Source organism: Burkholderia reimsis, from assembly GCF_003294055.1.
GTDB lineage: Bacteria > Pseudomonadota > Gammaproteobacteria > Burkholderiales > Burkholderiaceae > Burkholderia > Burkholderia cepacia.
This window is the reverse complement of sequence record NZ_QMFZ01000013.1, coordinates 1-26,753: the sequence shown is the minus strand read 5'-3', so window position 1 is coordinate 26,753 and position 26,753 is coordinate 1. Positions and strand designations below refer to the sequence as shown.

Sequence of the window (26,753 nt, the reverse complement as noted above, 5' to 3'; positions counted from 1 at the left end):
CGACATTCGACTGGAGACCCTGCATGCCGATACCCCGGATTGAAACCCGCGACGCGATGGGCGAACCCGATGTGGTCTATCTCAACCCGGCGCACGTGCTATGGATGTCGCTGCCGACCGCCGCGCACCGGCGGCCGGGCGGCACGGCCATTCGCGTGGACGACCGCGTGAAGGGCGGCTCGTTGCTGATGGCCGACAATCCGCCGGCTGCGCAACTGTTGCAGGATCTCGGCCCGTTCGTGACGGTGACGCTGGCAAACCCGTCGTCCGACTATCCGGACGGTCTCGTGCATGTCCGCGCGCATGCGATCGTCAAGATCGCGACGGACGACCACGACAAGCCGCTGGCCGCTCGCACGTTCGGCTGGGTCCATGTTCAGGATGGCTCGGCTTTCAAGGTCGTCGATTACACCGGCGTGGCCGCGCAATGGCAGGCGACGGTCGCGGCCGCATCATGAACCTTTCCGTCTCCGAGATCACGCCGGAGGAACTCCGGCTGTTCGGCGACATCGTCGCCCGCCTGGAAGAACTGGGGCCGGTCGTCGACGTGAGGACGGTCGTGCTGCCCGAGATCACCCGGCTGATGCGCGCGGATTTCGCCGCGTCGTTCGAGTGCGACGCGCAAACCGGGCTCTGGCGCAACGGATTCTCGTACAACCTCGACCCGTCGCAGATCGCGCGGTACGAAGCGTGGTTCCAGCATATCGACCCGGTTACGTCGCAACTGTGCGCGCGCCGCGTGGCGACCTGCGTCGACGAGGTGATGAGTCGCCGCGAGCTGGAACGCACCGCGTTCTACGGCGACTTCCTGAGCCGCGAGGGCATGCATCACGGGATCAACGTCTATGCATTCGATGGCGCGACGCACGTCGGCGACCTGCGCATCTGGCGTGCGCAGGGCCGCCCCGACTTCACCGAGCGCGACAAGCTGCTGCTGGACGGCATCGAGCCGTTTTTCCGGCGTGCGCTGCTGAGGCGGCGTCATGCGTGTACCGGGCTGACCGAGCGCGAGAGCGACGTCGCGCGGCTCGTCGCCGCCGGCTACACCGACAAGGCCGTCGCGCGCACGCTCGGCATCGGGCTGGCGACGGTCCGCACGCATCTGCGGCGCGTGATGGCGAAGAAGGGCGTCGCCAACCGCGCGAGCCTGGCCGCCGCGCTGGCGTGACCGGCGGCGCGGCCGTCGGCCGGGGTCATCCATTGTGATGATGGGCGTCAAAATCGGCACGCCCTACCTTGTGGCGATCCCCCGTGACGAGGACCGACGACGATGCCCACCCTGGGAACCCTGACGCTCACCGAAGCCCGGAACGCGATCCTGCGCCGGGAGTTTTCCTGTGTCGAGTACGCATACGCGCTGATCGAGCGGCACGCACGCTGGCGCTACCTGAACGGCTTCACGTGCGTCGACGATGCGCGGCTGCTCGCCGAAGCGGCCCGCTGCGACCGCGACCTCGCGACGTCGGCCACCCCGCACGCGCTGCTGGGCCTGCCGATCGCGATCAAGGACAACATCGACACCGCCTGCCTGCCGACCGGCAACGGCACGCTCGCGCTGCATAACCGCGTGCCGCCGCAGCACGCGCCGGTGGTGGCGCGGCTGCTCGCGCACGGGGCGCTGATCGCGGGCAAGGCCAACCTGCACGAGCTGGCATTCGGCGTGTCGGGCAACAACCGCGTCACCGGCGCGGTACGCAACCCGTACGATTTCAACCGGATTCCGGGCGGCAGCAGCAGCGGCTCGGGCGCGCTGGTCGGCGCGGGCGTGGTGCCCGCCGCGCTCGGCACGGACACCGGTGGCTCGGTCCGGATTCCGGCCGCGTTGTGCGGTGCCGTCGGCCTGCGGCCGACCGTGGGGCGCTACCCGTCGGGCGGCGTGGCGCCGATTTCTCGCACGCGCGACACCGTCGGCCCGATCGCGCGGTCGGTCGAGGACATCGCGCTGCTCGACGCGATTCTCGCCGGCGCCGCCGCGCCGCTGTCGCCCCCTGTGCGCAGCGTGACGCGCCCCGTGCGTCTCGCGATTCCGCGCACGACGTTCTGGCGCGGCCTCGCGCCGGACGTCGACGCGGTCGCGAATGCCGCGGTGGCGAAGCTGGAGCAGGCGGGATTCGAATGTGTCGACCTCGACCTGAACGACTATCCGGGGTTCTTCGACGACGAGCCGGCCGTCATCGCGATGTACGAATTCCGTTCGTCGATGCACGCGTACCTGGTCGAGAACGGCTACGACCTGACGGTCGACGACATCGTCGCGAACGTGGGGAGCCCGGACGTCGCGAAGATCGCCCGCCATGTCACCGGCCCCGACGGGATCGGCGAAGCGGCCTACCGCACCGCGCTCGACCGGCGGACGCGTTCGCGTGCCGCATATCGGCAGTGCCTCGCCGACAGCGGTGCCGACGCGCTGGTCTTTCCGACGACGATCGCCACCGCGTGCCCGATCCCGGCGGGCGACACGATGATGCTCAACGGCGAAACCGCTTCGGTGTTCTCGACCTACATCCGCAATACCGAGCCGGGCAGCAACGCCGGCGTGCCGGGCATGACCGTCCCGGCCGGCCTGACGGTGGACGGGCTGCCGGTCGGCCTCGCACTCGACGGCGCGGCCGGCACCGATCGCGAACTCATCGCGGTCGCGCTGGAGGTCGAGCGGGTGCTCGGGCGACTGCCGGCACCGGACGACGGGTTCGGGGTTGGGGGCAGGTTGGGCGGTTATCCGGGCTGACGCTATGCCGCCGCGCCGCCATGTTGCCGCGCCGCGGACGTGGACGGGGCGGCGGCTGAATCGTCGAAGCCGGCGGCGCTCGCCGCGAAGCTGGCCGGCATGCACGACCGGCGGTTTCCCGTGACGCCGAACGGCCGTGGATCGGCATCTTGGGCGGCGGGGTCGGCGCGGTCGCGATCGTGTGGTTCACGTTGCGGCCGCACGAGAGGCGGGCGGGGGCGCAGGCGCCATCGCCGCACGCAGTATCAATGCGCGCCGGCGTTCGTGATTCCCGCTGCATCGAGCTGCCTGAGCTTCGCATACAGCGTGGTGCGCGAGATGCCCAGTTGCCGCGCAGCGGCCGACACATTGCCGTCGTGCTCGTCGACCGCCCGGCGGATCGCGTCGAGCGACTGCTCGTGCAGGCTGGCCTGCGGGCTGGCGGCCGGTGCGGTGCCGCACACGTCGGCGGCGTCTTCCAGCGCATCGGATTGCCGCCGCATCGCCGCCCGATCGAGCGGTGCGCGCACGGCCCGCACCCAGATGTGGCTGCCGTCGTCGCGCGCGATCCGCTGCGGCGTACGCGCCGGTGTCAGCAAACGACGCTGCTGCGCGGGCGTCGCGCCGGGAAAGAGTTGCCGGAGATCGTGCGGTTCGATCGGCCCGGCCGGCGCGAGGTCGAGCATCTGCCGCGCGAGCCGGCTCGCCGCGCGCACGCGGCCCGCCTCGTCGAGCGCGACGACGCCCGCGAGCGGCGTGCCGAGCCAGCGCGGATCGTACTGCACCTGCAGCAGATGGCAGTCGCGCAGCATCGCATACAGCCGCTGCTCGGCGGACAGCGCCGCATGCCGGAACTGCTCGCGCAACTGCACGACATTGCGCCGGCCGACGCCGGTGATGTCCAGCGCGCCGATCACTTCCCCGTCGAAACCGACCAGCGGCACCGCGAGACAGAACACGCGCGAGAATTCGTCGAGATAGTGCTGGGCGCCCGCGACGACCGCCTCGGTGCCGTCGTGAATCACGCAGCTCGGCGCGGTCGTGCCGATGTTCGGCTCGACGATCCGGCGTCCGGCGACGATCGGCGTCAGCAGCGTGTCGTCGCAATGCGGGCTGCGCCGCGCGTGGACGATCGTGCCGCGCGGATTGACGCAGAAGATCGTCCACTCGCTGCCGCCGAACGCGGCCCACAGCTGCTCGATTTCCGGCGCGACGCAGCGGGTCAGCCGACGGTCCGCGCGCGATTCGTCGAGCTCGCGCTGCATTTCATAGCGGGCGGTTTGCCACGGCCGTAGCCCGGCGTCGCGCGAACGCAGCCACGAGCGCGCGACGCCGGCCGGCAACGCCGTTTCCGGCAGCGGTTCGCCCGCCGCGAAGCGGGCGCGGAGCCGGTCGAGGTCGACCGGCCGTGCAGGGGATTCGGGGGCTGCATTCACGCTGCGCTCCAGTTGGGTCGAAGGTTCGGGCCGGACGTGCCGGCCCGCGTGTAGCGCGAATGCGTAATATAGCCCGGCGCCCGCGGCGCGGTATTTTCGCGGCGGCTACGCCGCCGCACGAGGCCCATGCGCGCCCCCGGTCGCGATTTTCCCCGCGACCGGGGGCGTGTCGCTGCTCAATGCGGCAAACGCAGGATCGGCTTGAGCGTGATGCCGCGGCTGCTGTCCTCCGCGGCCTGGTTGATCTGTTCGAGCGGATAGAATTTCACCAGCCGGTCGAACGGAAACCGCCCCTGGAGATGCAGCTGGACGAGCTGAGGAATGAACGTCTGCGGCACGCTGTCGCCTTCGACGATGCCGCGGATCGAACGGCCGCCGAGCAGCAGGTTGTTGACGTCGAATTCCGCCTTCGTCCCGAGCTTCGGCGCGCCGACCACGCCCATCGTGCCGCGCGAGCCGAGCGCTTCGATTCCCTGCGACAGCACGGCGGGCAGCCCGGTCGATTCGAGCGCGTAGTCGACGCCGCCGCCGGTGATCTGGCGGATCGCGTCGACGACATCGACTTCCTTGCTGTTGATCGTGTGCGTCGCGCCCAGCTCCAGCGCCAGCGCGAGCCGCGACGGCACGATGTCGACGGCGATGATGGTCGTCGCGCCGGCGACGCGCGCGGCCATCACGGCGCTCATGCCGACCGCGCCCGCGCCGAAGCTTGCGAAACTGCTGCCCGGGCGCACCGCGAGTGAATTGATTACCGCGCCGGCGCCGGTCTGGATCCCGCAGCCGAGCGGCCCGAGCAGTTCGAGCGGCGCTTCCGGCGGCACCTTGATCGCGTTGTTCTCGCGCGCGAGCGCATAGCTGGCGAACGACGACTGCGCGAAGAAATGATCGTGCAGCGGCTGCCCGTGTTCGTCGCGGATCGCGGTCTGTCCGTCGGCGTCGGCGCCGCCGAAATTCAGCCCGAAGAACTGCCGGCAATACGCGCCGTGACCGCCGACACAGGACGGGCAGTGGCCGCACGCGCCATAGGTGAGCACCACGTGATCGCCCACGGCGAGCGTCTTCACGTTCGGGCCGACCGCCTCGACCACGCCGGCGCCCTCGTGACCGAGCACGGCCGGCAGCGGTACCGGGTAGTACTGGTCGCGCACGATCAGGTCGGTGTGGCACAGGCCCGTCGCGACGACGCGCACCCGCACCTCGTCGCCGCGCGGGGCACGCAGGCGGGCGGATTCGATCGAGAAGGGTGCGCCGGCCGCGCGCGCGACGGCCGCGGTGACGACGCGGGTATCGTTTTCGGTGTACATGTTCGGTCTCCTTGTCAAATCGGATACAGCGGCGCTTCACCCTTGATCGTCAGCCACTGCCACTGCGTGAACTCCTCCCAGTTTGCCGCGCCGCCGATGCTCGAGCCGTTGCCCGATGCGCCGACGCCGCCGAACGGGTTGATCACTTCGTCGTTGACCGTCTGGTCGTTGATGTGGAGCAGCCCGGTGTTCAGGCGCTCGCCGATCCGGAGTGCCCGGCCGACGTCGGCGGACAGGATCGCCATCGACAGCCCGTATTCGGTGCGGTTCGCGAGCGCGATGGCGTCCTCGTCCGTATCGAACGGCACGACGACCGCGACCGGCCCGAAAATCTCCTCGTCGAACGCCGGGTTGCCCGGCGCGACGCCGCTCAGCACGGTCGGCTCGAAGAACAGGTCGCGATGGCCGCCGCCGGTCTCGACGCGCGCGCCCGCGCGACGGGCCGCGTCCACCAGGCTCGCCGCATGGTCGAGCTGTGCGGCATTGATCAGCGGCCCGAGGCCGACGTCCGCGCTCGCGGGATCGCCGACGCGCAGGCTTCGAGCCTTCTCGACGAGCTTCGCGACGAAGCGGTCGTGAATGCTGCGCTGCACGAGCACGCGGCCGGTCGCCATGCAGATCTGGCCTTGATGCAGATACGCCCCCCACGCGGTATTGGCGACGGCGCGCTCGAGGTCGGCATCGTCGAGCACGATCAGCGAATTCTTGCCGCCGAGTTCGAGCGAGACCTTCTTCAGGTGGCGGCCGGCGGCTTCGCCGACCTTGCGCCCGGCCGCGGTCGAACCGGTGAACTGGATCATCGCGACGTGCGGATCGGCAACCAGTGCGGCGCCGGCCGCGCCGTCGCCGGGCAGCACGTGCAGCACGCCTTCCGGCAGGCCGGCGAGCTCGAACACGCGGGCGATCGCGACGCCACCGCACACGGCGGTACGCGGATCGGGCTTCAGCACGACCGCGTTGCCGAGCGCGAGCGCGGGCGCGACCGCGCGCATCGCGAGGTACAGCGGGAAGTTGAACGGCGAGATCACGCCAACGACGCCGCGCGGGCGGCGGCGCGCGAGCGACAGCCGGCCGGCCGCCGACGGCAGCACTTCGCCGGCCGCGCGCGACGGCAGCCCGGCTGCTTCGTGCAGCGCCTTGATCGTGACCGACGTCTCGAACGACGCCTTCGCGCGCGTCGAGCCGCTTTCGCGCACGAGCCAGTCGACGATCGCATCGAAGTGCGTTTCCGCGACGGTGGCCGCGCGGCGCAGGACGGCCGCGCGCTCGTCGTACGGCAGCGCGAACCATGCGGGCTGTGCGCGATGTGCGGCGGCCGACGCTTCGGCCACCGCTGCGCCATCCGCGAGGCCGAGGCGGCCGAGCGTGTTGCCGGTCGCGGGTTCGATCACGTCGGCCGCGTGCGGGCTGGCGTGCCAGCGTCCGTTGAAAGTCTTGCCGTGCCAGATGTCGGCGTCGAACAGTGCCGTGTTGCTGCTGCTATCCATGTACGCTCCTGAGGAAATTCCGACCCGCCGGATCGGGCCTTGCATCGTCCCGACCGGCATGCGCGCGAGGGTAGGCGGGCGCGGCGAAGCGGGGCTATCCGGGTTTCTTCCCACCCGCGGAGGGCGCGTGAAATGGGGGGCGTATGCGAATTTGTGTGCGGAAACTGAACAGTCGTCGTGCGGATTGGTGCCGCACGCCGTCTGGGGACTCGGCAGGTTATGGCAGGTGTAGTGCGACGTGCGCTGCGTCTGAAGGCTCGGCGCGCAAACCTGTGGGAAGACACCTGAGCTCACGCTCCGTCGGAGCGGTAGTTGGCGACCCGCAAGGGGGTCGTGTTTGCGCAAAACGGACATTCGAAGCATTCGCCACGAACGTTGCACCGCATAGCGGTGCACTATCCCGGTGCTAGCGCGTTAAAGCTTCCATGGTTTGGACAATACGGCCAAACTTGTCATTGCCCTCAAAGGCCGCACAGTTCCGTGCGTATACCTGTTCCTTCCCGTCATTCTTGGAAAAAAATACTTCCGCGCAATCGCAGCGTAAGGTTGCCACCTTTGCATGAGTCCGGGTATCGCTTAACGTCGCGACCCAGCAACTATCTGCACATCCACAGCTAGCGTAGGCAAGTACTTGATGGCGCCGGTGCCAAGGCAACGGCTCGGTCCTCACGCCTTGCGCTCCAACCTTTGACAAGAATAAGAGCGCGAGCAAACACACGGCCGTGCGCGTTCTATTGCGGTTCATGTCTATAACCATCGAGATTTGATTTTACTAATAGTGACCTGCGGCGGGATTTTGCAGCCACGCCCGATGAGTATCTTGGCCTCGGCGCGACTGCGGAATCATTCCCGATTAAATCGCTTCTCCCGCAGCGTGCCGTTGGAACCTTCAGCGGAGTCGTTCTGCCAAGGGCGGCAAGAACGGACACAGCGTGTACGATCTGATCTTCAAGAAAACCATCCAAGGAGAGAGGAATGAGTCCGGAACAGGCCCGAGCCGAAGAAACCCAGGCGATGGAGCGCATGGTGGCCGCCACGCTGCGCGTGCAGAGTACGTTCGCCTCGATGCAGAAGCAATTTCCGCCGCATGGCAGCGGCGAGCCATCGCCGTTCGCGCTGCAAACCTTTGATGCCGCCCTGCAGGAACTTGAAGACGCACAGGCCGCGTTCGATGCGCTGCTGAACGATCTGATCGACGGTAACCGCTAAAGGCTACGCCCTTATCTGCACCGATTGTCGACGATCTAAAAAGCTGTGTCGAACGGCCGCTTGAATCCATCGCCGACGGCGGCCGGCCGCCGGTCTGTGACGCATGACCGGCGCAGATCGACCCGAACCGGCTAGACACCCTGGCTATACTGAATGTCGAATTTGTGCGGTGGAAGCCGTCAGTAGCGGCCGAGCCGCCACCGCCCATGCAGTCGTCAAGGGCGTGTCCGGGGCGGGGCGTCGCGACTGAACGATTCGCATACCGAGAATCGTATATAAATCATGCCTCTACGGTCGTGCAGGGGAGTGTACGACGCGAATTGACGACTTTGCTTCGGACATAGACGAAGTGACGAAATTATTTCGGTGAGATTGTCGATAATGTCGTCAACTCGGGCGCCAAGAGCCACGTGCGACGGGCACCTCGAATTGACATCTTTGCTTTGCTCTACGGTACACGGCCATCGACGACTGTTCACGCTTTCGTGTGCTGGCCGTCTGCCCCCGTAGAAATGCCCGAAATACGCTGTTTTTCCTTGATCGCGTCATCGAGGAGATGCCGTTTCCGATTCAACGTATCCAGACCGATCGCGGCGGTGAGTTCTTCGCTGAATCCGTGCAGCGGCGCCTGATGAACGAGTGCATTAAATTCCGGCCAATTCCACCACGCTCGCCGCAGCTCAATGGCAAAGTTGATCGTTCGCAGCTTACTGACCTGAACGAATTCTGGTTCCACCATGCCCCGACAGAGCGGGCAATCGACTTGCGAATCGAAGAGTGGCAGTTCGACTACAACTGGCGTCGGCCACACGGCTCACTCGGTGGAAAGACTCCGGTTGACCGCATTGCGGAGCTGGGTGAAATCACACCTCTCGCGGAAGCGGTGGAAGGTGCGTACGACGAGCGGAAAGAGCGAATTCGGCACCGTGAATGGCGGGTCGACAAAATCCTCGGCGAACGTCATCGGAACGCGTTTTCCCTACGGGCGCCACGGGTTCCGACGCGTCAAGGAAACGGCCTTCAAAAAAGTGAAACGATGTCTGCGAATCGCACAAATCAACAATCGTAGCGTCCGCTCGCACAGTTTCGGACACTCGCCTCCGGCACAAACGAAGGCGCCGCAATCCAACGCACAATTGGCTCCTAGTCCTCAACTCATGTCAGTTGCCACGGCTTCGACGCCCTTTGGCATCTAAGGTTTCAGGTAACCCGCCAGGCGTGTCCAGGCAGGAGAACTAGGTCGGTCGCTTCCTCAGCATCTTTGAGGAGCATCTTGCGCGGCACGCCCATCTGCGCACGCATGGTTAGCCCACGCGCTAAATCCGTGACTTGGGTTGCGCGCGCGGCGACGGGAAAATCCGGTGGGATTTCTCCGGCACTGATCCCGTCCCGAAAGCGACGTTCCACCAGCGCCGTGCCGCCCGCGACTGCAGTCTGCAGGAATTGCTGAACCTCAGCGTCGTTTACGAGCGGGGCGACACATATCATTAGGCAGCCCCGGGCGGACCCTTTCTCGGTCGCACTTTCGACGGCGTACCTCAGAAAGCCCAAAATTGAGTCGCGAAGACCCTGTGGTGAGAGGAGTGCCTTGGCGGCTGATGCGCCCTTCCGTTCTGCGTACGCCTTGAGGACGCGCAAGAATATCGCGCGCTTGTCCCCAAAGACAGCATACAGGCTCGGCCGTCCCACCCCCATCCCGGTGACGAGATCGTCAATCGTCACTCCGTCGTAGCCTTTCGACCAGAACACCTGAATCGCCCTTTCCAGCGCATCCGTTTCGTCGAAGCTACGTGGTCGACCTACTGGCCTCGCGGTATTTTGAATCATTTGGTTCGAAACTCCTTGACAGTTCCCTTTGCGTCAATTTATAACCGAATGGTTCTAAATTATCAAACTGATCTTGGCCTCGCTGGGCCGTACAACTTGACCATCATCCTTTAACACGGAGACGTCCATGGAACATTCAATCGCGCTCGTCACCGGCACCACCTCAGGGGTCGGTTATGAGGCAGCCCGCTTGCTCGCCACCAGCGGCTACCGTCAAGTCTTCGTCACCGGGCGCAGCTTGGCCCGGGTTCAAGCAGCGGTCACTCAGCTCGCGGCTCAGACCAAGAAACAGGTATTTACGCCGCTGCAGCTGGAACTGGACGAGCCGACCAGCGTTCAATCCGCCCTCGCCGAGCTCGAAAAGCGAGGTCATCCGATTGATTTTCTACTCCTCAACGCCGGAATGGTCCCAGGTAAGCAACGGGTGATCACTGCGGCGGGCGTCGAGGCTTCTCAGGCTCCGCTCATCGGCCATCACCAATTAACTGTCGGGTTGCTCCGCGCCAACCTGCTGAGCCCCAACGCGCGGATCGTTATCGCCAGCGCGGAACCCGCCCGAGGGGGCGTACCCATGTTCAAGTACACCGAAGTGGACGCACTCGCCGCCAAATACCACCAGGGCGACCTGACCGCAGCTATGGAATCCCTGCTGCGCAACGGTCCTAACGTGAAGTATGTACCCAACAATGCGTATGCCGACGCGAAGCTGATCGTTGCTTGGTGGGCTGCTGCGCTCGCGCGTCGGCTGCCCTCCGGCATGGCCGTGTTCGCTGTCTCGCCCGGTGCGGCGACCGCCACCAATGTGGGGCGAAACGCTGGCTGGGCGGTGAAATATCTGATGATCCCGCTCGTAAACCTCATTCCCGGCATGAATCAGACGCCGGAGACTGCGGCCCGTCGGTACCTTCAGGCGTCGGAGTTTGGGGCGGACGCCTCAGGGCAATTCTTCGCGTCGGCTAAAGGGAAATTCACAGGCCCAATTGAGGCGCAGCGCCAGCCGCACCTCCTCGATGGCGCTAATCAAGAAGCCGCGTGGCAGGCGGTCGCCAATGTCTCTGGCGTCAACTGGTCGTACATCGAATCCTCACGCGCGGTGTCCTGAAGGCGCGCCGGTCGTGGCGAAATGGTCGCAGTTGCCAGGATCAGCGGGCGATTGGGCAGTTACATGATCGCCCACGTGCCACACGATATTTTTGAATCAACGGTAGTGCAAGGTAGCTAAGTATCGGCAAAGTAACCGTAACTCTCTCAAGGAGAACACATATGAACCGGTACCAGATAAAAAGGTGTGTGATTACCGGAGGCACAAGCGGCATGGGCTCGCAACAGCGAAGCTGCTCCTCGACGGCCATTGGCAAGCCGTAGCAGCCGTTCGAGTGTCCGCGCGCGCACGTCGGCGGGTGTCGGAAACTGGCCGACAGCGCCCGTCAGCCTCTGATGAACAACGGACATCGACAACGAACGTCGACACCCGCCAACCGGATTCCTTCCGGTTGTTCGCGGAAACCGACGCCGAAGCTGAGGGCCGGACGGCCAGCCGCACCATTTTCCGCGTCAGGAAAACCCTGATCGACTCGGCAGGCCGTCGGTTTCAGGCCGTTTTCCCGCCGCCACGAGCCGCCGCATTGCGCCCCCGTCCAAACGGTACCCCGCACCCGCACGACCGCGCCCCATCAAGCCTCTCAGCCCGCATACCTAGCCAAAACAGGTATGGCGCACCGCAGTATTCAGCGTGATGAGCGTGAATTCAATACCTGCCAGGTATCAAAAATCCCGCCTAAAAGTATTGGACGCTCCATCTGGCCGGGACGTATAAATCGCCTCAAGAACTTCACCCCCACCGCGTGCCCCATGTCCTCCGTCACCATCGAACGTATCGAAACCCGCCTCGTCGACCTGCCGACGATCCGCCCGCACAAGCTGTCGGTGGCCACGATGCACGGCCAGACGCTGATGCTCGTGAAGGTGTTCTGCAGCGACGGCGTGACGGGCCTCGGCGAAGGCACGACGATCGCCGGCATGGCCTACGGCCCGGAAAGCCCCGAAGCGATGAAGCTCGCGATCGACGCGTACCTCGCGCCGGCGATCGTCGGCAAGGATGCGACGCGCATCCAGACGCTGATGGCGTTCCTCGGCAAGCTGGCGAAGGTCAATCACTTCGCGAAAAGCGCGCTCGAAACCGCGCTGCTCGACGCGCACGGCAAGCGGCTCGGCGTGCCGGTGAGCGAGCTGCTCGGCGGGCGCCGGCGCGATCGCCTGCCGGTCGCGTGGACGCTCGCGTCGGGCGACACGGCCACCGACATCGCCGAAGCCGAGCGCATGCTCGACCAGCGCCGCCACAACGTGTTCAAGCTGAAGATCGGCGCGAAGGCGCCCGAGACGGATATCCGGCACGTGGCCGAGATCAAGAAGGCCGTCGGCGATCGCGCATCGGTGCGCGTCGACGTGAACATGGCGTGGAGCGAAACGCAGGCCGCGCGCGCGATTCCGGCGCTGGCCGATGCCGGCTGCGAACTGGTCGAGCAGCCGGTGGCCTCGGCCGCGGCGCTGGCGCGCCTGATGCGCCGCTTCCCGGTCGCGCTGATGGCCGACGAAATCCTGCAGGGCCCCGACAGCGCGTTCGAGATCGCGAAGCATCACGGCGCGGACGTGTTCGCGATCAAGATCGAACAGAGCGGCGGCCTGTTCGCCGCGCAGCGCGTGGCCGCGATCGCGGACGCGGCCGGCATCGAGCTGTACGGCGGCACGATGCTCGAAGGCGCGTTCAGCACGGTGGCGTCCGCGCACCTGTTCGCGAGTTTCGCGAACCTGCAGTGGGGCACCGAACTGTTCGGGCCGCTGCTGATCACTGAAGAGATCCTGACGCAGCCGCTCGATTACAGCGACTTCGAACTGACCGTGCCGGACGGCCCCGGTCTCGGCATCGAACTCGACGAGGACAAGGTCAGGCGTTTCACCCGCGACGGACTCACCCGCGTCGCGCGGTAGCTCGAGTCACGCACCGCCGTCATTCCCCCAAATACACGTGGAGACATCATCATGAGCGTCAAAGTTTTCGAAACCCGGGAAGTGCAGGATCTGCTGAAGGCCGCGTCGAACGCGGGCGCGGACAACCCGAAGGGCGGCAACGCGCGCACGCAGCAGGTCGTGCTGCGGCTGCTCGGCGACCTGTTCAAGGCGATCGACGATCTCGACATCACGCCCGACGAAGTGTGGGCCGGCGTGAACTACCTGAACAAGCTCGGCCAGGACGGCGAAGCGGCGCTGCTCGCGGCCGGCCTCGGCCTCGAGAAGTTTCTCGACATCCGGATGGACGCCGAGGACGAAGCGCTCGGCCTCGACGGCGGCACGCCGCGCACGATCGAAGGGCCGCTGTACGTCGCCGGCGCACCGGTGCGCGACGGCGTCGCGAAGATCGACCTCGATGCGGACGACGGCGCGGGCCCGCTCGTGATCCACGGCACGGTCACCGGTGTCGACGGCAAACCGGTGGCCGGCGCGGTGGTCGAGTGCTGGCATGCGAACTCGCACGGCTTCTACTCGCACTTCGACCCGACCGGCAAGCAGAGCGACTTCAACCTGCGCGGCGCGGTGAAGACGGGCGCCGACGGCAAGTACGAATTCCGCACGCTGATGCCGGTCGGCTACGGCTGCCCGCCGCAGGGCGCGACGCAGCAGCTGCTGGACAGCCTCGGCCGCCACGGCAACCGCCCGGCGCACGTGCACTTCTTCGTGACCAGCGACGGCCACCGCAAGCTGACGACCCAGTTCAACATCGACGGCGACCCGCTGATCTGGGATGACTTCGCGTATGCGACCCGCGAGGAACTGATCCCGCCCGTCACCGGCAAGACCGGCGGCGCCGCGCTCGGCCTGAAGGCCGACGCGTACCAGGACATCGAGTTCAACTTCGTCCTGACGCCGCGCGTCGAGGGCAAGGACAACCAGATCGTCGAACGCCTGCGCGCTTCCGCCACGGCATAACCGCCCGCCGGCACGGCGGCGCTCAGGCGCCGCCGCCGGCCGGGTTCCCGCGAGATTCAACCGATTACCGATGCGAGCGTGCTTGCAGGACGCGGCACGCGCATGGGAGGAGCCATCATGTCCGCCACGATCGACCAAGCCAACGACCTGGATCACCTGCTCGCCACCGCCGTGCAGGACGACAAGGAGGCCGGCGTATTCCGCTGCCGCCGCGACATCTTCACGAACGCCGAGCTGTACGAGCTCGAGATGAAGCACATCTTCGAAAGCAACTGGGTGTACCTGGCGCACGAAAGCCAGATTCCCGACAACAACGATTACTACACGACGTGGATCGGCCGCCAGCCGATCGTGATCACGCGCGACAAGACCGGCGAGCTGCACGCGGTCATCAACGCCTGCGCGCACAAGGGCGCGATGCTGTGCCGCCGCAAGCACGGCAACAAGGGCAGCTTCACGTGCCCGTTCCACGGCTGGACCTTCTCGAACACCGGCAAGCTGCTGAAGGTGAAGGACGAGAAGACGACGGAATACCCGGTGCAGTTCAACACGCACGGTTCGCACGATCTGAAGAAGGTGGCGCGCTTCGCGAACTATCGCGGCTTCCTGTTCGGCAGCCTCGGCGCCGACGTGCTGCCGCTCGAGGACTACCTCGGCGAGGCGCGCGTGATCATCGACCAGATCGTCGACCAGGCGCCGAACGGGCTCGAGGTGCTGCGCGGCAACTCGTCCTACATCTACGAAGGCAACTGGAAGATGCAGATGGAGAACGGCTGCGACGGCTACCACGTCAGCACCGTGCACTGGAACTACGCGGCGACGATGGGCCGCCGCAAGGAAGACGGCACCAAGGCCGTCGACGCGAACAGCTGGAGCAAGTCGGTCGCGGGCGTGTATGGCTTCGACAACGGCCACATCCTGCTGTGGACGAAGACGATGAACCCGGAAGTGCGGCCCGTGTACCAGCATCGCGATGAAATCAAGGCGCGCGTCGGCGACGTGCAGGCCGACTTCATCGTCAACCAGACGCGCAACCTGTGCGTGTACCCGAACGTGTTCCTGATGGACCAGTTCAGCACGCAGATCCGCGTGGTGCGGCCGCTCGGCGTCGACAAGACCGAAGTCAGCATCTTCTGCTTCGCGCCGAAGGGCGAGAGCGAAGCCGATCGCACGACCCGCATCCGCCAGTACGAGGATTTCTTCAACGTGACGGGCATGGGCACCGCCGACGATCTCGAGGAGTTTCGCGCGTGCCAGGCCGGTTATGCGGGCATCACGGCGATGTGGAACGACCTGTCGCGCGGCGCGCCGCTGTGGGTCGACGGGCCCGACGAGAACGCGAGGAAGATGGGGCTGAACCCGCGCATTTCCGGCGAGCGCAGCGAGGACGAAGGGCTGTTCGTGTGCCAGCACGAACATTGGGTGAACGTGATGCGCGATGCGCTGAAGAAGGAACGCGGGGAGGTGGCAGCATGAGCTTCGATTACCGGACTGTCTGCGCCGCGCTGTATCGCGAAGCGCGCCTGCTCGACGATCGCCAGTGGGACGAGTGGCTGACCTGCTACACGGAGGACGTCACGTACTGGATGCCCGCGTGGGACGACGACGATCGGCCGACCGACGATCCGCAAAGCCAGATCTCGCTGATGTATTACGCGGACCGCGGCGGCCTCGAGGATCGCGTGTTCCGGATCAAGACCGAGCGCAGCGGCGCATCGACGCCCGAGCCGCGCACCAGCCACAACGTGACGAACGTCGAGGTGCTGGCCGAACGCGAGAACGAAGTGGACGTGCGCTACAACTTTCACACGCTGAACCACCGCTACCGCGTGACCGATCACTTTTTCGGCACGATGTTCGTCACGTTGCGCAAGGCAGGCGATGAACTGCTGATCTCGTACAAGAAGATCGTGCTGAAGAACGACTACATCCGGCAGGTGCTCGACGTCTATCACGTCTGACGCTGTTGTTTTGTCATGAAAGGAAGTGGAGGTGACGCCATGTCCAGCTACAAGATTGCACTGAACTTCGAGGACGGGGTAACCCGCTTCATCGATTGCAAGGCCGGCGAGAAGGTTCTCGACGCGGCCTTCCGCGCGAAGATCAACCTGCCGATGGATTGCTCCGACGGCGTGTGCGGCACCTGCAAGTGCCGCGCCGAAAGCGGCCGCTACGATCTCGGCGACGACTACATCGACGACGCGCTCACCGAAGACGAAAAGGACGGCGGCCTCGTGCTGACCTGCCAGATGGTGCCGCAAAGCGATTGCGTGATCGCGGTGCCGACGTCGTCGGTCGCGTGCAAGACGGGCCAGAGCGGGTTCGCGGCCACGGTGACGAAGGTCGAGCAGTACAACGATGCGGCCGTCGTGCTCGAACTCGACGTCGGCACGGCCGCGCCCGTGTTCCTGCCGGGCCAGTACGTGAACATCGACGTGCCGGCGAGCGGCCAGCACCGTTCGTATTCGTTCTCGTCGGCGCCGGCCGATGCGAAGGTGAGTTTCCTGATCAAGAAGATTCCCGGCGGCGTGATGAGCACGTGGCTCGAATCGGCGCGGCCCGGCGACACGCTCGAACTGCACGGGCCGCTCGGCAGCTTCTACCTGCGCGACGTGCAGCGGCCGCTGCTGTTCCTGGCCGGCGGCACGGGGCTCGCGCCGTTCCTGTCGATGCTCGAGGTGCTCGCGCGCAGCGGCTCGCAGCAGAAGGTGCACCTGATCTACGGCGTGACGCGCGATCTCGACCTCGTGCTCGTCGATGCGATCGAAGCGTATGCGGCGAAGCTGCCGAACTTCAGCTTCGCGACGGTCGTGGCCGACGCGGCGTCGAGCCATCCGCGCAAGGGCTGGGTCACCCAGCACATCCCGGCCGATGCGCTGAACGACGGCGACGTCGACGTGTATCTGTGCGGGCCGCCGCCGATGGTCGACGCGGTGCGCAAGTATTTCGACGACGAAGGCGTGAAGCCGAACAGCTTCCACTACGAGAAGTTCACCCCCAACGTCACGGCAAAGGCGGCATGATCATGCAGCGATTCTCAGGCAAGGTCATCGTCGTCACGGGGGCCGCGCAGGGCATCGGCCGTGGCGTCGCGCTGCGCGCGGCGGCCGAAGGCGGGAGGGTGCTGTTCGTCGATCGCGCGGATTTCGTCGCCGAGGTCGCGGCCGAAGCGACGGGCGGCGAGACGGCCGGGTTCGTCGCGGATCTCGAAACCTACGACGGCGCGCATGCGGCGATCGCGCATGCGGTGCAGACGTTCGGCGGTATCGACATCCTGATCAACGGCGTGGGCGGCGCGATCCGCATGCGGCCGTTCGCCGAATTCGAGCCCGCGCAGATCGACGCGGAAATCCGCCGTTCGCTGATGCCGACGCTCTATACGTGTCATGCGGTGCTGCCGCACCTGCTCGCGCGCGGCGGCGGCACGATCGTCAACATCTCGTCGAACGCGACGCGCGGGATTCGCCGCGTGCCGTACTCGGCGGCGAAAGGCGGCGTCAATGCACTGACGTCGGCGCTCGCGATGGAATATGCGGAACACAACATCCGGGTCGTGGCCACCGCGCCGGGCGGCACCAGCGCACCGCCGCGCCGCGTGCCGCGCAATGCGGCCGGCGACAGCGAACGGGAACAGGCATGGATGGGCGAAGCCGTGCGCCAGGTCACGGAATCGGCGTATCTCAAACGCTACGGCAGCCTCGACGAGCAGATCGCGCCGATCCTGTTCCTCGCATCCGACGAGGCGAGCTACATCACCGGCACGGTGCTGCCGGTCGCGGGCGGCGATACGGGTTGAGTCGCGCGTCGTCGCGCCGCCTGGCACGTGTCCAGGATGTTCGTCGACAACCCATCCATCTATCCACCCACCAACCGGCCGGCGCGAAGACGCCGGCCACGGAGACTCCCATGCGTGATCGTAAAGCCATCGTTCCGGCGGGAATGGAAGCGGTGTACGAGAAGATCGGCTATGCGCCCGGCCTGAAGGTCGGCGATACGCTGTACGTGTCCGGCCAGATCGGCCGCGATGCGGCGATGCAACTCGTCGAGGATCGTGAAGCACAGATCGTGCAGGCGTTCGAGAATCTGAAGCAGGTACTGAACGCGGCGGGTGCATCGTTCAGCGACGTGGTCGACCTGACGACCTTCCATACCGACATGCGTGACCTGCCGTTGTTCATGCAGGTGCGCGACCGCTACCTCGATGCCCACCCGAAGCCGGCATGGACGGCGGTCGGCGCGCACATGCTGGGCGGCGCGCCCGGCTATATCGTCGAGATCAAGGCGGTGGCCGTGTTGCCGGCGTGACGCGTGCGGGCGGGATGCCGGCACGAGGCGACGTAGTGCACGCATCGATTCGACCCGACTCGCCGCTTGCCGGCACGGAACGAGAGACGTCGCGATCCACCGGGCAATCCTGACGAAATGCTTTCTCGCGACGTCGGGCGTGCGTCGTTGCGCCGCGGTCGGCGACAAGTCGCGCGAGTTCGTTTATGGTGCGAGGGAACGCAGCGTCATCTCTTTCCTTCCGTCGAGAATCCGCGATGAAATGCCTGCCACGCGCCGTCTTCGCCGCTGTCGCTTTCACCGTCGCGCAAGCCGCGCTCGCCCAGGCGCCCGCCACGGTGCGGCTCGAAGACATGACCTGGACCGAGCTGCGCGACAGCATCCGGGCCGGCAAGACCACCATCCTGATCCCGGTCGGCGCAACCGAGCAAAGCGGGCCGTACGTCGCGCTGGGCAAGCACAATGCGCGGGTCGCGGTACTGTCCGAGCGGATCGCGCAAGGCCTCGGCAACGCGATCGTCGCCCCCGTCATCGCCTATGTGCCCGAGGGCGGTTATGCGCCGCCGACGTCGCACATGCGCTTTCCCGGCACGATCACCGTCCCCGACGACGTCTTCGAAAAGACCCTCGAGTCCGCCGCCAACAGCTTCCGGGTCCACGGCTTCACGAACATCGTGTTCCTCGGCGACCACGGCGGCTACCAGAACGACATCCGGCAGTCGGTCGCGCGGCTGAACAAGTCGTGGGCCGGCACGGGCGCGCGCGCGTTCGTGCCGGCCGAGTATTACGGCACCAGCTCCGACGGTTACGACCAACTCCTGCGCGAGCACGGTGTGCCGGCCGCGGACATCGGCACGCACGCGGGGCTGGCCGATACGTCGCTGCTGCTGGCGGTCGCGCCGGGCATGGTCAGGGTCGACAAGCTGCGCAACGCCGCGAAGCCGGGCGCCGTCGACGGCGTCTACGGCGGCGATCCGCGCCATGCGAGCGTCGAACTCGGCAGGCTGGGCACCGACGCGATCGTGTCGCGCACCGTCGACGCGATCAGAAAGGAAACCGCCGGCCGCTGACGCCGCGGCGCCATTGCGTCGCCTTTGCCGTCGTTCCATGCCATCGAACCGGGACATCGTCATGCAACCGCGCCTTCGCCGTCACATCCGCTTCCCCCGTCCCGCGATCGTCGTCGCGGCTGCGCTGGCCGGCTTTTGCGCCCAGGGTGCGATCGCGGCGTCCGCCGTCGCGGCCGTACCCGGCATGCCGCCCGTCATCAACCCGGACAACCTGTACGGCGAGGCACAGGCCGGCCGCATGAGCGCGGCGGTGGCGGGCGCGCTGCCGCGCATCTATGTGCCGAACCTGAGATCGAACGACGTCTACGTGATCGATCCGGCCACGTACAAGGTCGTCGACCGGTTTGCCGTCGGCCGCAGCCCGCAGCACGTCGTGCCGGCGTGGAACCTGCGGACGCTGTGGGTCGCCAACAATGCGGAAGGGCGCACCGACGGCAGCCTGACGCCGATCGATCCGAAGACGGGCAAGCCCGGCCCGGCAGTGCGCGTCGACGATCCATACAACATGTATTTCACGCCCGACGGCAAGGAGGCGATCGTCGTGGCCGAGGCGCATGCGCGGCTCGACTTCCACGACCCGGGCACGATGGCGCTGAAATCGAGCCTCGAGGTGCCGCAATGCAAGGGCATCAACCATGCGGACTTCTCGATCGACGGCCGGTATGCGCTTTTCACGTGCGAGTTCGGCGGCAAGCTCGCGAAGATCGACCTGGTGAATCGCAAGGTGCTCGGCTACCTCGAACTCGACCGGAAAGGGATGCCGCAGGACATCCGCGTGGCGCCGGACGGCAAGCTGTTCTATGTCGCCGACATGATGGCGGACGGCATATACGTCGTCGACGGCGACCGCTTCGCGAAGGCCGGTTTCATCCCGACCGGCGTCGGTACGCACGGGCTGTATCCGAGCCGCGACGGCACGAAGCTCTATATCGCGAATCGCGGCTCCAATCTCGTCCACGGGCCGCGCCACGGCAAGGGCAGCGTATCGGTGCTCGACTTCGCGACGCGCAAGGTGGTCGCGAACTGGCCGATCCCCGGCGGCGGCAGCCCCGACATGGGCAACGTCAGCGCGGACGGCAAGACGCTGTGGCTGTCGGGCCGCTTCGATGACGTCGTCTACGCGATCGACACCACGAGCGGCACGGTTCGATCGATTCCCGTCGGCATGGAGCCGCACGGCCTGACGGTGTGGCCGCAACCGGGGCGCTATTCGCTGGGCCATACCGGCAACATGCGGTAGGGCGGCGGACGGTCAGGGCGCGCGGTCGTGCGCTCGTGTGCCACGACAGCGCGCACGCGCTGCGGCACGTCACTCCCACGCGTGCTTGCTGAACTGATAACCCTTGCAGCGGATCGTCTTGATGCGCTTCGGTTCCGTCAGGTCGTCGCGCAGCTTGCGGCGCAGCTTGGAGATGCGGCCGTCGATCGAGCGGTCGAAACCGTCGAACTCGATTCCGCGTAACAGCTGCGTCAGGTCTTCCCGGCTGACCACCTCGCCGGCGCGGCAGACGAGGGCCCACAGCAGGTCGAATTCGGTCGAGGTCAGGCGCGGCGCGCTGCCGTCGGGAAGGCGAATCTTGCGATCCGCCCGGTCGATCGAAAACTTGCCGAACTCGAATCGCTGCGGCGATGCCGGTGCGCCGTCGACCGGGCGCAAGCGCATCCGTCGCAGGTGGGCCTTGATCCGCGCGAGCAGGATGCGCGGCTCGACCGGCTTGCGGAGAAAGTCGTCCGCGCCGAATTCCAGGCCGAGCAACTCGTCGAACTGCTCGTTGCGGGCCGTCATCATGATGACGATGCCGTCGTACTGCATGCGTGCGTCGCGGCAGATCTCGAAGCCGTCCTTGCCCGGCAGGTTGATGTCGAGCAGCACCAGGTCGGGGCGGCGCGCGACGATCGTGGACACGGCGTCGGTGCCGTCGAACAGCGTGTCCACCTCGTACTGATGCATGCGCAGATAGTCTGCGATCAGCGAGGACAATGGGACGTCGTCTTCGACGAGCAGGATTCGGATGGGCATCGCTAAACGAGGGGGCGAAACGGGAAAGTGGCGAGCGCTCAGGCCCGTCCGAACATGGGGAAGCCGAAGAGACGCGCATGATACTGAGAAACATTCCGGCAGAATGTGGCGAAATCTGCATCGTTCGGTGAGTCTCGCCGCGGGCGGGGTGTCGCCGCGTTGCAGGAACGCGAACGCACGAAGGGGCGGTGTCGTGTTTAGTCGAACGATGCGATGTACGCGTAAACACGTTCGGAGCGGTATCCGGCGTGCAACCGGCTGAAATACCGGGCGGGAGGTCGTTCGTGCGGAAACGTTTGCGAAAGCGCCGCGCATGCGGGCGTCGCGCACGCTCGCCAGAGCAAAACCGGTAAAGATTGCTCCACATATCATTACAAAATATTACCTGACGGGTGGCGTGCGGCACGCCAGATCGGTGCGGCAGACTGCCTTCGCGCTACCGTCGGATCGCCTTGCGCAATCGCCTCACCTCCTGTTCCGACATCGGCGCCGCGCGATTGCCCCACGCGCCGCGTACATGCCCGACCACCGATGGCGATGCGCGGGCGCGACCGTCGGGCACGCACGTTGCTCGGGTTTGGGCGGCGCCCGCCTGCGGGTGCGGAACCGCATGCCGCTGCGCACGGCGGGCCCGCGCGTGCGCCGATATCGACATTCGTATCCGGGAGGCGCCATGCGTGAATCGAACGATCCATCCCGCGCCAGGACGGGCCTGGGCGGCCGGGCCGCGATCGATCCCCGGGCCGTCACGGTCAGGCACCCCGTCACGCGCGCGTTCGAACGCTTCGCGTCGCACGTGACCGTGTGGGCCGGCTCGCCGGTCGCGTTCGGCAGCGCGGTTGCCGTCACGGCGCTGTGGCTCGTCACCGGCCCGCTTTTCCACTATTCGGATGCGTGGCAGCTCGTCATCAATACCGGGACGACGATCGTCACGTTCCTGATGGTGTTCCTGCTGCAGCGAAACCAGAACCGCGACAGTGTCGCGATGCACCTGAAGCTCGACGAACTCGTGGCCGTCACGCACGCGGCGAGCGACCGGCTGATCGGGATCGAGGACGCGTCGGAGGAGGAGTTGCGCGCGATGGCGCAGACCTACCTCGACATGGCGAAGCGGGTGGCCGCCGGGGACGGTAATCCGGATGGCGACCGCGAGCCGGCGGAACCTTCGCCGGAATCCTGACGGACGTGTCGCTGCACGGCTGCACACGATCGGCTCGCGGCCGGCGGACGATTTTTCAACCGCTTGTCATTTCTGTTCATGCAGCGCGGCATGCAGCGCATTCGCGCGATGAGCGCATCGTGGCGTGCCGTCCGCTGCCGGACGGAACGCGCGAAGCGGGCGGCATCCCGCACGCGCGTGCGGCCGAAGCGTTTCGACGCGATGTCCGGCAACGGCGCTGCCGACGATGTGCAGTCGAGCATGCTTCCGGCAAAAACGTTCGAGGAATTCCACCGTCTCGAACGCCGCCTGTACGAGTCGATCCCCCCGCCAGGCAAGGTTACTCGACATATCATTACAAAATATTACCGATGTCGCCGCACATCGTTCCCTACAATTTCGCTTCCTGATGCGCGCGCATGATGCGCCGCGATTTCGTCCGTCATGCGGACGGTGACAGGCAACTGACGGGAAGGCGACATGATGCCGTGGCGAGTCGTGCAGAGTCTCGAAGCGCTCACGAACGCGATCGAAGCCGCGGTGGCGCGGGCCGACTGGGCCGAGGCCGTCCGGGCCGCCGAGACGCGTTCGCGGTTCGTGCTTGCGCTGGCGCCCGATCAGCCGGACGAGGTCATGTCGGCGCTCGGGAGAATGCAGGAGACCGATGTCCGGATCTCCATCGTCGCACGCGACACGTTGCAGGCGCTCGTCGCCGAGGGCTGGGCGGCGTTGCACGACACGCGGGCGGCGACGCATGCGTTGAAGGCCGGGCAGCGCGCGCTGGACGCGGACGCTGCGGCATCGCGATGCGCGTCCCGCGCCGACACGCGATTCGCGCTTCGTCATTGAGCGCGATGCAGATATCCGCTTTCTTGGGTGGCAGGATGAGATTCAGAAAACGTACCGCCTACGTCGATGCCACACGATGGTTCGTCGATGGCGATCATGACCGGGTGGCGCGGCGCCACGACACGTGGGCAGTCGCGACGCCGGAAGGCTGGCGTCCGGTGAAGCCGGGCGACTGGATTCTGCTCGACGAAAGCGGGAACTGCTGGCCGATGGACAACGGCCTCTTCCTGCGCTTTTACGAACCGGCCGCGGACTGACGTGACCGACGGACCACGCTCGCCTAACGGCGCTTGCGCGAAAACAGCAACGAATCGGCGTCGTTGAAGCGAATACGCTGCGGCTCGCCATAACCCGCCTTCTCCGCGACGCGAATCGATGCAACGTTGGTCGGCTTGATCACGCATACGCTGCGCTCGAACCGCTGCTGCCCGTCGAGCCAGGCAAGCGCGGCCGCGAGCGCCTCGGTCGCGTAGCCCTTGCCGTGCGCCCACGTCGCGAGGGCCCAGCCGGCTTCCGGCACACCGCGAATCGACGGCTCGATGAGCCGGTGGAAATCGGCGAAGCCGAGGTCGCCGACATAGCGGCCCGACGCCTTCTCGCGAATCGCCCAGTAGCCATAACCCAGCAGCGGCCACAGCCCGCGATACGCGAGCATGCGCATCCACGAGTCGCGCGGCGCGGACGGCTCGCCGTTGAAGATGTGTTCGACGACCTTGGGTTCGGCCCACATCGTGGCGAGCGCATCGAAGTCGCCGAGCGGATGGCCTTCGAGGATGAGGCGCGGCGTGTCGAGAACGGGCGGGGAAGAGACTGGCGGCATCGTGGTTTCCGGAAAGAAGGGGGGCATGGGACGGCCGGGCCGTCGCACGTCGATGCCGCGCTGGTCGGGGCCCGTTCACGCACTCGCCGGCAGGTCGGGCGGCGGTGTTGGTCGGTGAGCGGCGGCGTGTGATCGGCGGTACGCGAGCGCGGCACGCTGCGAGCGGGCAGGTCCATTTCGGCAAGACAGGGCGCGGGAATGATAGCAAAACCCTTGTCGCGTCGGGCGTCGCGTCCGGCGGCCTCCGGCGGCCGCGAGTGACGCCGGTGCATCGACGGCGTCGAACCGGAAACGTGCGCGATGCAGCGGCTGACCGCGCGATAATCGGACTTTCATGCGGCGCACGCCGCACTTCCGATGTGCGTTCACCCCTCGACATGACACTCGAATCCGACTGGCTGAGCCGCTTCATGGCGCTCGTCACGGTCACCGGGAAGCTCGAAATCCGCTGTGCGTTCGGCGCGCCGTGGGCGGTCACGTATGAACGATCGCCTGCGTGCGAGATCCCGTATCACGTGGTGCTGCGCGGCCGCGCGATCCTCGAGAATCCCGACGACGGCTCCGTGCGCGAACTCGGCGGCGGCGATCTCGTGCTGTTGCCGCACGGCTCCCCGCATGTGCTCCACGACGGCAGCGGGTTGCCGCCGGTGCCGGCGGTCAAGCGGCCCGGCGGTCACGTCTTCATCGGCGAGAACGCGGGCACCGGCGAGCGGCTGGACATGCTGTGCGGACGTTTCGTGGTCGCGCCGCCGCACGACCGGCTGATCCGGCGCCACCTGCCGGCCGATCTCGTCGTGCGCGCGGTGGCGGACAGCCGCACGGCGGACGCGCTGGCCGCCACCGCGCGGCTGACCGCCCTCGTGGAGCTGATGCGCGCGGAATCGCTCGAGCAGCAACTCGGCGGTCTCGCGATCCTCGACGCGCTGTCGGCGGCGCTGTTCGCGCTCGCGCTGCGCGCGATCAGCGAATCGGGGCAGGCGCCGACCGGCCTGCTGGCGCTGGCCGGCCAGCCGCGCCTCGCGCCCGCGATCGTCGCGATGCTCGACGATCCGGCAAGGCCGTGGACGCTGCCCGAACTGGCCGCGCTGTGCAGCATGTCGCGCGCGACCTTCATGCGTCATTTCCAGTCGAATCTCGGGCACTCGGCCGCCGATCTGCTGACGGATATCCGGATGAGCCTCGCCGCGAATGCACTGCGCCGGCCGTCGGCCAGCGCGGAGGCCGTGTCGGCCGACGTCGGTTATCAGTCGGTGGCTGCGTTTCGCCGCGTGTTCACGCGCTGGGCGGGGATGACGCCAGGTGAATGGCGGCGCCAGTCGTTCGGTGGTCCGCGCGATGCGGCGGAATCGGACGACGGCGTGGCCGGCGATGCGGAGTAAATGCGAAGGAGGCGGCGCCTGCTGCGGTTCGATGCAATCGCAGACGGATCGGCCAGATGTCGGCGCACGGTTCGATGCCGGGCGCATCGCTACGGTTGTCCGGCTCGACGAACAACTCGACGACAGCGCGGCACCTCGGATTTTTTGATCCCCCAGGCAGCGCCGTGGCCGTCATCCAGGCGGCACGCCCGCCGCGGCAATGGAGCCGGCGACGGGCGCGATCGAAACGGCAGCGGCAGCTGCACCGCATGCCGTCCCGATGCTCTTGCAGCCGCGCGACTTACTTCACGGGCGGGAAATCGACGACCGTGTCGTTGATGCGGTTGAACGTGTTGGTGAAGATCGTCAGCGCGATCGCGAGCGAGATTTCCGCGAGTTGCGTGTCCGTGTAGCCGGCTTCGCGGATCGCCGCGAATTCGTCGTCGGTGATCGTGCCGCTCGTCCGTTGCAGGTTCAGCACGAAACGGATCAGTGCGTCGCGCTTCGCGTCGCCGGTGTTCGGCTCGCGCGAACGGATCGCGCGCAGTGCGTCGGCCGACAGGCCGGTCATCTTGCCGAGCAGGTTGTGCGCGGCGACGCAGTAGTCACACCCGGTATCGGCGCTGACGAGCAGCTTGATCGTTTCGAGATCCTGCCGGGTCAGCGTGCCGCCGGCGAGCACGCCTTCGGCGTCGAGCACGGCCGCGAGCGCGTTCGGCGCGAGATGGCCGACGGCGGCGAACAGGTTGGGGACAGTGCCGCCGGCGACCTTGCGGACTTGTGCGTACACGTCGGCGGTTGCGCCGGTGGCGGTTTCGATGGCGGGGATGGCGATGCGGCTCATGACTGGCTCCTTGATCGGAAAGTTGACGCCCGTTCGTTCGGGGTGACTCCACTTTAGAAGCGCAGGGCGATCCTCATAAGGCACAAAATCGCCATTGTGATGCTCAAAAGGATCAAATCGATCCGCCGCCGCCGGCGGTCTACTTCCGGCTTTTCAGGAAGGTCCGCCCTTCGGCCGTGATCGACGCGCCGGAGCGGCCGTGTGCGGAATGGCTGACGAAGCCCGCGCTGACGAGTTCCCGCGCGATCGACCAGCCGAGCGCGGGCGCATCGCGCCCGTAGCGGACGTCGGCGAGGCGCTCGAGCGCCCAGATGGCGGAGGCCGACAGGTTCGGGGTGTTGGACGTGAAGTTGTCGCTCATCGCTTCCTCGTGAAAAGGGGATTCGGGGTGGGCG

General features: G+C 66.6%; 27 protein-coding genes and 1 pseudogene. 20 read left to right on the top strand and 8 right to left on the bottom strand.

The features are described 5' to 3' along the window. Nucleotides 1–23 precede the first annotated feature (23 nt). The 3 genes from DPV79_RS16775 (at nt 24) to iaaH (ending at nt 2,728) form a co-directional block, all read left to right on the top strand. The gene (locus DPV79_RS16775) at nt 24–458 is read left to right on the top strand and encodes a hypothetical protein (protein ID WP_133295676.1); all 435 of its coding nucleotides are present in this window, start codon (nt 24–26) and stop codon (nt 456–458) included. Continuing rightward, nucleotides 455–1,168: a helix-turn-helix transcriptional regulator gene (locus tag DPV79_RS16770; protein ID WP_113046050.1), complete on the top strand. Its 714-nt coding sequence runs from the start codon at nt 455–457 to the stop codon at nt 1,166–1,168. Before DPV79_RS16775 ends, DPV79_RS16770 begins: the two co-directional genes overlap by 4 nt. Before the next feature lie 102 nt (nt 1,169–1,270). Next, nucleotides 1,271–2,728, top strand: coding sequence for an indoleacetamide hydrolase (iaaH, locus tag DPV79_RS16765; protein WP_113045974.1), 1,458 nt, complete (start codon nt 1,271–1,273; stop codon nt 2,726–2,728). 245 nt (nt 2,729–2,973) lie between these two features. On the opposite strand, the gene DPV79_RS16760 is transcribed toward iaaH, so the two are convergent. The 3 genes from DPV79_RS16760 to DPV79_RS16750 form a co-directional block, all read right to left on the bottom strand. After that, entirely contained in the window at nt 2,974–4,143 is a 1,170-nt protein-coding gene (locus DPV79_RS16760) for a helix-turn-helix domain-containing protein (RefSeq protein WP_244321767.1), read from the bottom strand. A gap of 176 nt (nt 4,144–4,319) precedes the next feature. Then, entirely contained in the window at nt 4,320–5,447 is a 1,128-nt protein-coding gene (locus DPV79_RS16755; protein ID WP_059587647.1) for an NAD(P)-dependent alcohol dehydrogenase, read from the bottom strand. Nucleotides 5,448–5,461: 14 nt separating this feature from the next. After that, the gene (locus DPV79_RS16750) at nt 5,462–6,934 is read right to left on the bottom strand and encodes a benzaldehyde dehydrogenase (RefSeq protein ID WP_113045972.1); all 1,473 of its coding nucleotides are present in this window, start codon (nt 6,932–6,934) and stop codon (nt 5,462–5,464) included. Between the two features lie 975 nt (nt 6,935–7,909). Between DPV79_RS16750 and DPV79_RS16745 the strand changes: the two genes are divergently transcribed. Both DPV79_RS16745 and DPV79_RS16740 read left to right on the top strand, forming a co-directional pair. Beyond that, nucleotides 7,910–8,143: a hypothetical protein gene (locus DPV79_RS16745; protein ID WP_113045971.1), complete on the top strand. Its 234-nt coding sequence runs from the start codon at nt 7,910–7,912 to the stop codon at nt 8,141–8,143. A gap of 451 nt (nt 8,144–8,594) precedes the next feature. Beyond that, nucleotides 8,595–9,175, top strand: a pseudogene (locus DPV79_RS16740) (integrase core domain-containing protein); the annotation flags it as partial. 168 nt (nt 9,176–9,343) lie between these two features. Here the strand turns inward: DPV79_RS16740 and DPV79_RS16735 are convergent. Continuing rightward, nucleotides 9,344–9,970: a TetR/AcrR family transcriptional regulator gene (locus tag DPV79_RS16735; RefSeq protein ID WP_113045970.1), complete on the bottom strand. Its 627-nt coding sequence runs from the start codon at nt 9,968–9,970 to the stop codon at nt 9,344–9,346. Nucleotides 9,971–10,097: 127 nt separating this feature from the next. On the opposite strand from DPV79_RS16735, the gene DPV79_RS16730 reads away from it, so the two are divergent. The 10 genes from DPV79_RS16730 (at nt 10,098) to DPV79_RS16685 (ending at nt 20,548) form a co-directional block, all read left to right on the top strand. Then, a complete protein-coding gene (locus tag DPV79_RS16730) occupies nt 10,098–11,072 on the top strand; it encodes an SDR family NAD(P)-dependent oxidoreductase (protein WP_113045969.1) in 975 nt (324 codons plus the stop codon). Nucleotides 11,073–11,821: 749 nt separating this feature from the next. Further along, a complete protein-coding gene (locus tag DPV79_RS16725; protein ID WP_059492719.1) occupies nt 11,822–12,958 on the top strand; it encodes a muconate/chloromuconate family cycloisomerase in 1,137 nt (378 codons plus the stop codon). A 51-nt stretch (nt 12,959–13,009) separates the two neighbouring features. Then, nucleotides 13,010–13,954, top strand: coding sequence for a catechol 1,2-dioxygenase (gene catA, locus DPV79_RS16720; RefSeq protein ID WP_042974834.1), 945 nt, complete (start codon nt 13,010–13,012; stop codon nt 13,952–13,954). Nucleotides 13,955–14,071: 117 nt separating this feature from the next. After that, the gene (locus DPV79_RS16715; RefSeq protein ID WP_021159131.1) at nt 14,072–15,430 is read left to right on the top strand and encodes a Rieske 2Fe-2S domain-containing protein; all 1,359 of its coding nucleotides are present in this window, start codon (nt 14,072–14,074) and stop codon (nt 15,428–15,430) included. Further along, nucleotides 15,427–15,915 (top strand): benzoate 1,2-dioxygenase small subunit, encoded by a 489-nt coding sequence (benB, locus tag DPV79_RS16710; RefSeq protein ID WP_027792559.1) that lies wholly within the window; start codon nt 15,427–15,429, stop codon nt 15,913–15,915. The genes DPV79_RS16715 and benB overlap by 4 nt, the downstream gene beginning before the upstream one ends. Nucleotides 15,916–15,954: 39 nt before the next feature. Next, a complete protein-coding gene (benC, locus tag DPV79_RS16705) occupies nt 15,955–16,977 on the top strand; it encodes a benzoate 1,2-dioxygenase electron transfer component BenC (protein ID WP_113045968.1) in 1,023 nt (340 codons plus the stop codon). Further along, the gene (gene benD / locus DPV79_RS16700; RefSeq protein ID WP_113045967.1) at nt 16,974–17,750 is read left to right on the top strand and encodes a benzoate diol dehydrogenase BenD; all 777 of its coding nucleotides are present in this window, start codon (nt 16,974–16,976) and stop codon (nt 17,748–17,750) included. Before benC ends, benD begins: the two co-directional genes overlap by 4 nt. 110 nt (nt 17,751–17,860) lie before the next feature. Continuing rightward, nucleotides 17,861–18,259: a RidA family protein gene (locus DPV79_RS16695; RefSeq protein ID WP_048028936.1), complete on the top strand. Its 399-nt coding sequence runs from the start codon at nt 17,861–17,863 to the stop codon at nt 18,257–18,259. Nucleotides 18,260–18,495: 236 nt separating this feature from the next. After that, a complete protein-coding gene (locus tag DPV79_RS16690; RefSeq protein ID WP_048028934.1) occupies nt 18,496–19,308 on the top strand; it encodes a creatininase family protein in 813 nt (270 codons plus the stop codon). Nucleotides 19,309–19,369: 61 nt separating this feature from the next. Further along, the gene (locus DPV79_RS16685; RefSeq protein ID WP_113046049.1) at nt 19,370–20,548 is read left to right on the top strand and encodes a YncE family protein; all 1,179 of its coding nucleotides are present in this window, start codon (nt 19,370–19,372) and stop codon (nt 20,546–20,548) included. Between the two features lie 69 nt (nt 20,549–20,617). Here DPV79_RS16685 and DPV79_RS16680 read toward each other — a convergent pair whose 3' ends face one another. Further along, a complete protein-coding gene (locus tag DPV79_RS16680; protein ID WP_021159138.1) occupies nt 20,618–21,328 on the bottom strand; it encodes a response regulator in 711 nt (236 codons plus the stop codon). Nucleotides 21,329–22,001: 673 nt separating this feature from the next. Between DPV79_RS16680 and DPV79_RS16670 the strand changes: the two genes are divergently transcribed. From DPV79_RS16670 to DPV79_RS16655, 4 genes are all read left to right on the top strand, one after another. Further along, nucleotides 22,002–22,508, top strand: a complete 507-nt coding sequence (locus tag DPV79_RS16670; protein WP_113045965.1) for a low affinity iron permease family protein — start codon at nt 22,002–22,004, stop codon at nt 22,506–22,508. A 63-nt stretch (nt 22,509–22,571) separates the two neighbouring features. Continuing rightward, entirely contained in the window at nt 22,572–22,910 is a 339-nt protein-coding gene (locus tag DPV79_RS16665; RefSeq protein ID WP_133295675.1) for a hypothetical protein, read from the top strand. Nucleotides 22,911–22,967: 57 nt separating this feature from the next. Beyond that, nucleotides 22,968–23,336 carry a hypothetical protein gene (locus DPV79_RS16660; protein ID WP_113045963.1) on the top strand — a complete coding sequence of 123 codons (369 nt, stop codon included), beginning with the start codon at nt 22,968–22,970 and terminating at the stop codon, nt 23,334–23,336. 35 nt (nt 23,337–23,371) lie between these two features. Further along, the gene (locus DPV79_RS16655; protein ID WP_059693432.1) at nt 23,372–23,593 is read left to right on the top strand and encodes a hypothetical protein; all 222 of its coding nucleotides are present in this window, start codon (nt 23,372–23,374) and stop codon (nt 23,591–23,593) included. Nucleotides 23,594–23,616: 23 nt separating this feature from the next. Here DPV79_RS16655 and DPV79_RS16650 read toward each other — a convergent pair whose 3' ends face one another. After that, the gene (locus DPV79_RS16650; protein WP_048028920.1) at nt 23,617–24,156 is read right to left on the bottom strand and encodes a GNAT family N-acetyltransferase; all 540 of its coding nucleotides are present in this window, start codon (nt 24,154–24,156) and stop codon (nt 23,617–23,619) included. A gap of 377 nt (nt 24,157–24,533) precedes the next feature. Between DPV79_RS16650 and DPV79_RS16645 the strand changes: the two genes are divergently transcribed. After that, entirely contained in the window at nt 24,534–25,535 is a 1,002-nt protein-coding gene (locus DPV79_RS16645; protein WP_113045962.1) for an AraC family transcriptional regulator, read from the top strand. 280 nt (nt 25,536–25,815) lie between these two features. Here DPV79_RS16645 and DPV79_RS16640 read toward each other — a convergent pair whose 3' ends face one another. Both DPV79_RS16640 and DPV79_RS16635 read right to left on the bottom strand, forming a co-directional pair. Beyond that, on the bottom strand, nt 25,816–26,358 hold the full coding sequence (locus tag DPV79_RS16640; protein ID WP_059492739.1) for a carboxymuconolactone decarboxylase family protein: 543 nt from the start codon (nt 26,356–26,358) through the stop codon (nt 25,816–25,818). 139 nt (nt 26,359–26,497) lie between these two features. Then, on the bottom strand, nt 26,498–26,719 hold the full coding sequence (locus DPV79_RS16635; protein WP_021158205.1) for a hypothetical protein: 222 nt from the start codon (nt 26,717–26,719) through the stop codon (nt 26,498–26,500). Nucleotides 26,720–26,753: the final 34 nt, after the last annotated feature.

Coding starts and splice junctions, on each gene's coding strand:
- DPV79_RS16755 (WP_059587647.1), bottom strand. CDS start 5,447: ATGTACACCGAAAACGATACCCGCGTCGTCACCGCGGCCGTCGCGCGC.
- iaaH (WP_113045974.1), top strand. CDS start 1,271: ATGCCCACCCTGGGAACCCTGACGCTCACCGAAGCCCGGAACGCGATC.
- DPV79_RS16645 (WP_113045962.1), top strand. CDS start 24,534: ATGACACTCGAATCCGACTGGCTGAGCCGCTTCATGGCGCTCGTCACG.
- DPV79_RS16775 (WP_133295676.1), top strand. CDS start 24: ATGCCGATACCCCGGATTGAAACCCGCGACGCGATGGGCGAACCCGAT.
- DPV79_RS16690 (WP_048028934.1), top strand. CDS start 18,496: ATGAAATGCCTGCCACGCGCCGTCTTCGCCGCTGTCGCTTTCACCGTC.
- DPV79_RS16715 (WP_021159131.1), top strand. CDS start 14,072: ATGTCCGCCACGATCGACCAAGCCAACGACCTGGATCACCTGCTCGCC.
- DPV79_RS16660 (WP_113045963.1), top strand. CDS start 22,968: ATGATGCCGTGGCGAGTCGTGCAGAGTCTCGAAGCGCTCACGAACGCG.
- DPV79_RS16680 (WP_021159138.1), bottom strand. CDS start 21,328: ATGCCCATCCGAATCCTGCTCGTCGAAGACGACGTCCCATTGTCCTCG.
- DPV79_RS16730 (WP_113045969.1), top strand. CDS start 10,098: ATGGAACATTCAATCGCGCTCGTCACCGGCACCACCTCAGGGGTCGGT.
- DPV79_RS16650 (WP_048028920.1), bottom strand. CDS start 24,156: ATGCCGCCAGTCTCTTCCCCGCCCGTTCTCGACACGCCGCGCCTCATC.
- catA (WP_042974834.1), top strand. CDS start 13,010: ATGAGCGTCAAAGTTTTCGAAACCCGGGAAGTGCAGGATCTGCTGAAG.
- DPV79_RS16640 (WP_059492739.1), bottom strand. CDS start 26,358: ATGAGCCGCATCGCCATCCCCGCCATCGAAACCGCCACCGGCGCAACC.
- DPV79_RS16695 (WP_048028936.1), top strand. CDS start 17,861: ATGCGTGATCGTAAAGCCATCGTTCCGGCGGGAATGGAAGCGGTGTAC.
- DPV79_RS16670 (WP_113045965.1), top strand. CDS start 22,002: ATGCGTGAATCGAACGATCCATCCCGCGCCAGGACGGGCCTGGGCGGC.
- benD (WP_113045967.1), top strand. CDS start 16,974: ATGATCATGCAGCGATTCTCAGGCAAGGTCATCGTCGTCACGGGGGCC.
- DPV79_RS16685 (WP_113046049.1), top strand. CDS start 19,370: ATGCAACCGCGCCTTCGCCGTCACATCCGCTTCCCCCGTCCCGCGATC.
- benB (WP_027792559.1), top strand. CDS start 15,427: ATGAGCTTCGATTACCGGACTGTCTGCGCCGCGCTGTATCGCGAAGCG.
- DPV79_RS16735 (WP_113045970.1), bottom strand. CDS start 9,970: ATGATTCAAAATACCGCGAGGCCAGTAGGTCGACCACGTAGCTTCGAC.
- DPV79_RS16750 (WP_113045972.1), bottom strand. CDS start 6,934: ATGGATAGCAGCAGCAACACGGCACTGTTCGACGCCGACATCTGGCAC.
- DPV79_RS16655 (WP_059693432.1), top strand. CDS start 23,372: ATGAGATTCAGAAAACGTACCGCCTACGTCGATGCCACACGATGGTTC.
- DPV79_RS16725 (WP_059492719.1), top strand. CDS start 11,822: ATGTCCTCCGTCACCATCGAACGTATCGAAACCCGCCTCGTCGACCTG.
- DPV79_RS16745 (WP_113045971.1), top strand. CDS start 7,910: ATGAGTCCGGAACAGGCCCGAGCCGAAGAAACCCAGGCGATGGAGCGC.
- DPV79_RS16770 (WP_113046050.1), top strand. CDS start 455: ATGAACCTTTCCGTCTCCGAGATCACGCCGGAGGAACTCCGGCTGTTC.
- benC (WP_113045968.1), top strand. CDS start 15,955: ATGTCCAGCTACAAGATTGCACTGAACTTCGAGGACGGGGTAACCCGC.
- DPV79_RS16635 (WP_021158205.1), bottom strand. CDS start 26,719: ATGAGCGACAACTTCACGTCCAACACCCCGAACCTGTCGGCCTCCGCC.